This is a genomic window from Streptomyces sp. S6 (assembly GCF_054880855.1).
On record NZ_JBTYMC010000365.1, the window covers coordinates 1 to 5,996 of the forward strand.

At 68.5% G+C, this 5,996-nt stretch carries 4 protein-coding genes, 1 tRNA gene and 1 pseudogene; 2 read left to right on the forward strand and 4 right to left on the reverse strand.

Annotation, left to right across the window (positions count from 1 at the left end; translation table 11 throughout):
• The 3 genes and pseudogenes from ACVNF4_RS31190 to ACVNF4_RS31200 all read right to left on the reverse strand — a co-directional run.
• Positions 1–235, reverse strand: a pseudogene (locus tag ACVNF4_RS31190) (sel1 repeat family protein); the annotation flags it as partial.
• A gap of 162 nt (positions 236–397) precedes the next feature.
• Positions 398–471, reverse strand: a tRNA-Met gene (locus tag ACVNF4_RS31195).
• A 55-nt stretch (positions 472–526) separates the two neighbouring features.
• A complete protein-coding gene (locus ACVNF4_RS31200) occupies positions 527–3,466 on the reverse strand; it encodes a UPF0182 family membrane protein (RefSeq protein ID WP_461806241.1) in 2,940 nt (979 codons plus the stop codon).
• A 163-nt stretch (positions 3,467–3,629) separates the two neighbouring features.
• On the opposite strand from ACVNF4_RS31200, the gene ACVNF4_RS31205 reads away from it, so the two are divergent.
• The gene (locus ACVNF4_RS31205) at positions 3,630–4,172 is read left to right on the forward strand and encodes a PPA1309 family protein (RefSeq protein WP_461806238.1); all 543 of its coding nucleotides are present in this window, start codon (positions 3,630–3,632) and stop codon (positions 4,170–4,172) included.
• 82 nt (positions 4,173–4,254) lie between these two features.
• On the opposite strand, the gene ACVNF4_RS31210 is transcribed toward ACVNF4_RS31205, so the two are convergent.
• The gene (locus ACVNF4_RS31210) at positions 4,255–5,352 is read right to left on the reverse strand and encodes a YlbL family protein (RefSeq protein ID WP_461806239.1); all 1,098 of its coding nucleotides are present in this window, start codon (positions 5,350–5,352) and stop codon (positions 4,255–4,257) included.
• A gap of 34 nt (positions 5,353–5,386) precedes the next feature.
• Between ACVNF4_RS31210 and ACVNF4_RS31215 the strand changes: the two genes are divergently transcribed.
• The gene (locus tag ACVNF4_RS31215) at positions 5,387–5,866 is read left to right on the forward strand and encodes a molybdenum cofactor biosynthesis protein MoaE (RefSeq protein ID WP_461806240.1); all 480 of its coding nucleotides are present in this window, start codon (positions 5,387–5,389) and stop codon (positions 5,864–5,866) included.
• Positions 5,867–5,996 lie beyond the last annotated feature (130 nt).

The window sequence follows — 5,996 nt, forward strand, 5'->3', positions numbered from 1 at the left end:
CCGCACGCAGCCGGGGCTCCGCACCGTCCAGGTCGCCGCGCCGCAGCAGCCGGGCACCGAGGACGCTCGCCGCCTCGGTGTCACCGCCCTCGGCGGCGAGCCACAGGCGTGCCTCCTCAGCGGCCTCTCCCGTCTCGTCGGGAGCCGCTTCCACTGCCTCACCCGAAGGCCCGTCCGAGGGCCGCGCAATTCGCCCTGTCTCGTACAGAGTTCCCTTGTCCCCCATAACGTCCATCGTCGCACCACCTGCAACCGAGTTACATCCGGTATACCGCAGTCAGTGAGGTCACTTCAGCGTTTTGTCGACATGCCCACAGAGAGACACATCAAACCCACTTCTCGTCCAAGACGCACCGAAGGCCCGGATCCTCGTTGGATCCGGGCCTTCGGCCTTCAGTAGCGGGGACAGGATTTGAACCTGCGACCTCTGGGTTATGAGCCCAGCGAGCTACCGAGCTGCTCCACCCCGCGCCGTGTGAAACAACCGTACCACGGCGCGGAGGGAGCCCTTCGCGCTACCGACCGCCTAGGACGAGCCGGCCTTCGGCGCAGGCGTCGCGGGCGGCGAACTCGTCGCCGGAGACGGCTTCTTCGCCCCCTTCTCCGCCGCCGCCTGCGCGTCCTCGGCCCGCTTCAGCGCGGCCTCCAGATCCTTCTGGGACTGCCCGTACGCCTGCCAGTCACCCTTCTTCAGGGCTTCCTGGCCGGCGGTGAACGCCTTCTGGGCGTCCTGGAGCGCCTGTTGGACCGTCGGGTTGGCGGCGGACGGCGGCGGCGTGGTGCCGCCCCCGCCGCTGTCGGCCGGCGGCGGTGTCGTCGACTGGGTGTCGAAGACCTTGTCGAGGGCCGCCTCCAGGGTGTCCTCGAACGCGGTGTTGCCGTTGTAGGTCACCAGCACCTTGCGCAGCAGCGGGTACTTGAGTCCGCCACCGCGTACGTAGACCGGCTCCACGTAGAGCAGTCCGCCGTCCAGCGGCACCGTCAGCAGGTTGCCGTACTCGACCTCGGAGTCGCCGCCTCTCAGCAGCCTGATCGACTCGGCGATGTCCTGCTCGGAGTTGAACTGGCTCTGGACCTGTTTGGGTCCGTCGACGGTCGTACTGGTCGGCAGTTTCAGGATTCTGATCTTGCCGTAGTCCGCCGTCCCGGCCTCCGCGTCGACCGCCACGAACGCGCTGAGGTTGTCCCGGCCGTTGGGCGTGAGCGTCGTCGTCAGCGAGAACGCCTGCTGCTTCTGGTCGGGCATCTTCAGGCTCAGGTAGTACGGCGGGACCGCGTCGCCCGACTTGTTCGTCGGGTCGTCCGGGACCTGCCAGACCTCGCTGCCGCTGAGGAACGTCGTCGCGTCCTTCACGTGGTAGCGGGTGAGCAGTTCGCGCTGGACCTTGAAGAGGTCCTGCGGGTACCGCAGGTGGTCCATCAGGTCCTTGGAGATCGCGGCGCGCGGCTCGACCGTGTCCGGGAACGCCTTCATCCAGGTCTTGAGGACCGGGTCCTGGGTGTCCCACTGGTAGAGCTTGACCTCGCCGGTGTACGCGTCGACGGTCGCCTTCACCGAGTTGCGGATGTAGTTGACCTGGTTCTGCTGGGCCACCACCGCGCGCGAGTTGTTGGCCGCCGTCAGCGAGTCGGCCGTCGTGTCGCCCAGGGTCGTACGCGAGGCGTACGGGTAGCCGTTGGTGGTGGTGTACGCGTCGACGATCCACTGGATCCGCTTGTTCACGACCGCCGGGTAGGCGTCGCCGTCGATCGTCAGCCAGGGGGCGACGGCCTCGACGCGCTCCTTCGGCGTGCGGTTGTAGAGGATCCGCGAACCCTCGCCGATCGCGCCGGAGTACAGGATCTGCGGCTCGCCGAACGCCACCGCGTACGCCGCCCGGTTGACCGGGTTGGAGAGGTTGACGCCGCTCTTCCCCGTGTAGCTGGTGGTCTTCTCGCCGCTGTCGTCGGAGTAGTCGATCTCCTTCTGGGGGCCGCCGACGATGGAGTACGTCGTCGTGCGCTCGCCGTAGTAGATCCGCTGCTGGTACTCGCCGAGCTCACCCGTCGACGGCAGGTCGGACTCGGTGAACACCGGACGGCCCTCGGAGTCGACCGAGGTGCCCTTCGCGGCGACGGCGCCGTAGCCGTGGGTGTAGCGGAAGTGGTTGTTGATCCAGTTCTTCTTCGGGATGCCGGCGAGGTTGATCTCGCGCAGCCCGATGACCGTGTCCTGGTCCTTGCCGTTCTTCCCGTACCTGTCGACGTCCAGGTTGGTCGGGAAGGCGTAGTAGTTCCGGATCTGCTGGAGCTGCTGGAACGTCGGCGAGATGATGTTCGGGTCCATGATCCGGACGCTGGCCGTCGCGTCGGCGCTCGCCCGCAGCTTGGCCTTGTCCGTCGCCGGCGCCGGTTTGCCCGAGTACTCGGTGACCTGCGCGTCGTCGATGCCGTACGCCTCGCGCGTCGCCTTCAGGTTCTTCTCGACGTACGGGGCTTCCTTGGCCTGCTCGTTCGGCTGGACCTGGAACTTCTGGACGATCGCCGGGTACAGGCCGCCGATCAGGATCGCGGAGAGCACCATCAGGCCGAAGCCGATCACCGGGAGCTGCCAGGTGCGCCGCCACAGAGTGGCGAAGAAGAGCAGCGCGCAGATGACCGCGATGCAGAACAGGATCGTCTTCGCCGGGAGGTAGGCGTTGGCGTCGACGTAACGCAGGCCCGTCCAGCTGTCGGTGGCCTTGAAGTCGCTGGACTTCACGGCCAGGCCGTACCGGTCGAGCCAGTAGGCGACCGCCTTCAGCGCGACGAACACGCCGATCAGCACCGAGAGATGGCCGGTCGCGGCGGACGTCGCGCGCGCGCCGGGGCTGGTGACGCGCAGTCCGCCGTACAGGTAGTGGGTGAGCGCGGCGGCGATCAGGGAGATGATCGTCGTGGCGAAGCCGAAGCCGAGCAGGAAGCGGTACCAGGGCAGGTCGAACGCGAAGAACGACACGTCCAGGTGGAACTGGGGGTCCTTCTTGCCGAAGGACACGCCGTTGACCCACATCAGCCAGGTGCGCCACTGACCGGACGCCGAGGCGCCCGCGATCAGGCCCACCAGGGCGGTGATCCCGAGGAGCAGCCACCGCTTGTACGGGGCGATGCCCATCCGGTAGCGGTCCAGGCTCTGCTGCTCGACGGACATGGCCGCAAGCGGAGGGCGCAGCCGGTGGCTGAGCCAGATGTTGAAGCCGACCGCCAGGGCCATGAGCAGGCCGAAGACGAAGAACAGCCCGACCTTGGTCCACAGGGTGGTGGTGAACACGGACGAGTACTTCACCGACCGGTACCAGAGCCAGTCGGTCCAGAACCCGGCGAACATGGTGAACGCCATGCCCAGCACGGCCAGCACGCCCAGTGTCAGGAGCAGGGTCCGGGCTCGCCTGGACGGGCGGCCCACTCTGATCCGTGGCCCCGTCGGGCCTCCGCCGCGGTCCGGCATCTGGAAAGCCAAGGTGGCACCTCGAAGTTCGCTGTCGATCCCTCAGGCCCGCGTTTTCGCCGACCCCTCGTGGCCCGCTGTGATCACGGGCCCACACCTATGCAACTTACTCACCACTTACTCGGTTCCCGATTCAGGTCACGAACCAGGCAGGATTGTGGCCATGTCCAACACTCCCATGGCGGCGAACCCGCTCACCCGGGCCGTACTGGAGATCGACGAGTACGTCTCCGGTCTCGGCTGGGACCAGCCCGCCCGCCTCTTCGCCCTCGTAGACACCGCGCGCCTGCGCGCCGAGGAACCGCGTCTCGCGGCCCAGCTCGGTCTTGAGGACGCGCCGGAAACCGCCGGCCTCACCCCGATCGAGCAGGACGAGGTCCCCGCCTCCCAGCCGCTCGACGAGTTCCTCGCCACGATCGCCTGGCCCGCCGCGGTCACCGGCTGCGCCCTGACCGTCGAGCGCCTCATGCTCCCCCCGTCCGCCGAGGCCCAGGTCCCCTCGAACCTCAACGAGGCGCGGCTCGCCAAGTGGGTCGCCGCCCACCCCGACCGCCAGGAGGTCCGCATGACCGTCGCGGTCCTGCGCGACGGCACCCGCGACTCGGCCGTCCGCCTCCGCGAGAAGGACACGCCGACGGAGGTGCTGACGGGGGGTGCGCTGGTCCCCGGACTCGCGGAGGCCCTGTCGGCGACGTTCGCGGACTGACCTTTTCCGGACTTCCTGGACGACGGTGAGGGCGCCCTTTGTGAAAGAGGGCGCCCTCCGTCGTCGTACCCGTACCGGGTGTTCAGCTCTTCGTCGTGCACTTGGGCAGGGCGTCGGTCTTGCCCTCCCGGATGTCCGTCAGCGCGCCCAGCGCGTCCTTGATGGTGCCGACCTTGACGAGGGTCAGACCGCTCGGCGTGTCCTTCGCGGCGGCGGCGCAGTTGTCGGCCGGCGTCAGGAAGTACTGCGCGCCCTTGTCCCGCGCGCCGATCGTCTTCAGCTCGATGCCGCCGATCGGGCCGACCTTGCCGTCGTCGTCGATCGTGCCCGTCCCGGCGACGAACTTGCCGCCCGTGAGGCTGCCCGGGGTGAGCTTGTCGTAGATCCCGAGGGAGAACATCAGGCCGGCGCTCGGGCCGCCGACGTCCGCGAGTTTGATGTCGATGGTGAACGGGAACGTGTGGTCGGTCCCCGCGGAGATCCCGACGATGGCCCGCTTCTGGCCGGTGTCGTCCGAGGCGGCCGTCTTGATCCTGACCTCTTCGGTGGCCGTCGCCGTCTTCCCGGCTTTCTCCGCGGCCTCCTGGGCCTTGACCGGGACGATCGTGAAGACGACGTCCTGTCCCGGCCGGTGCTTCGTCACCAGCTTGGCGACGTCTCCGGGCTCCTTGACGACCGTCCCGTCGACCGCCTTGATGACGTCCCCGGCGTGCAGCCTGCCCTCCGAGGGGGAGCCCTTCACGACCGTCGACACGATCACCCACGACTGCACCGGGATGCCCAGTTCCTTCAGCGCCGCCACCTTCGCGCTCTCCTGGGACTGGCTGAACTCCTCGGCGTTCTCCTGCGTCGACTGCTCCTCGGTCTTGCCGTCCGGGTAGAGCGTGTCGTGCGGGACGACCTTGTTGTCGTGCGCGAGCCAGCCGTAGACGGCCTCGACGAGGTTCATCCGGTAGTCGGCGCCGGTCACCCGGACCGTCGTCATGTTCAGGTGACCGGTCGTCGGGTACGTCTTGCGGCCCGAGATCTGGAGCACCGGCTCGCCGCCGTGGTCCCCGAGCGTGTTCACCGTCGGCCCCGGTGACATCTCCGAGTACGGCACCGGGACGAGCAGCCCCACACACAGGAGGGCGATCAGCATCAGGGTCGAGGCGAGCATGGTCGCCGTGCGGCGTGGCATGGCACGACAGTACGGGACGCCTCTGACAACGGGCATGGGGGACCATGGAGGCATGGCTGATGTCTCTTTCGATCACCCCGGGGAAGCCGCCACGGACGACCCGATCAAACTGATCGCCGTCCGCGACACCCCGCTCTCCCTCGACGAGGTCTTCCACGCCGTCGGCGACCCCTCCGCCGGCGGCATCTCCCTCTTCGTCGGCACGGTCCGCGACCACGACAGTGGCACCGGCGTGAACTCCCTCGGCTACTCCGCCCACCCCACCGCCGAGTCCGAGATCCGCCGCGTCGCCGAAAAGGTCGTCGCCGACTTCCCCGTCCGCGCCCTCGCCGCCGTCCACCGCGTCGGCGACCTCCACATCGGCGACCTCGCCGTCATCGTCGCCGTCTCCTGCGCCCACCGCGCCGAGGCGTTCGCCGCCTGCCGAAAACTGATCGACGACCTCAAGGGGGAGGTGCCGATCTGGAAGCGGCAGGTGTTTTCGGACGGGACGGATGAATGGGTTGGGGTGTAGGGGTGGGGTCGAGGGAGCCGGGTGGTGCGCAGCCGCAGCGCTGAGGGGGTGGCCTGAGGCGGGTGCGGATGAGCCAGGCGGCGCGGGGCGGGCGTCTGGGGGCGGCGGCACCGGGGCGGGTGAGCGGGGC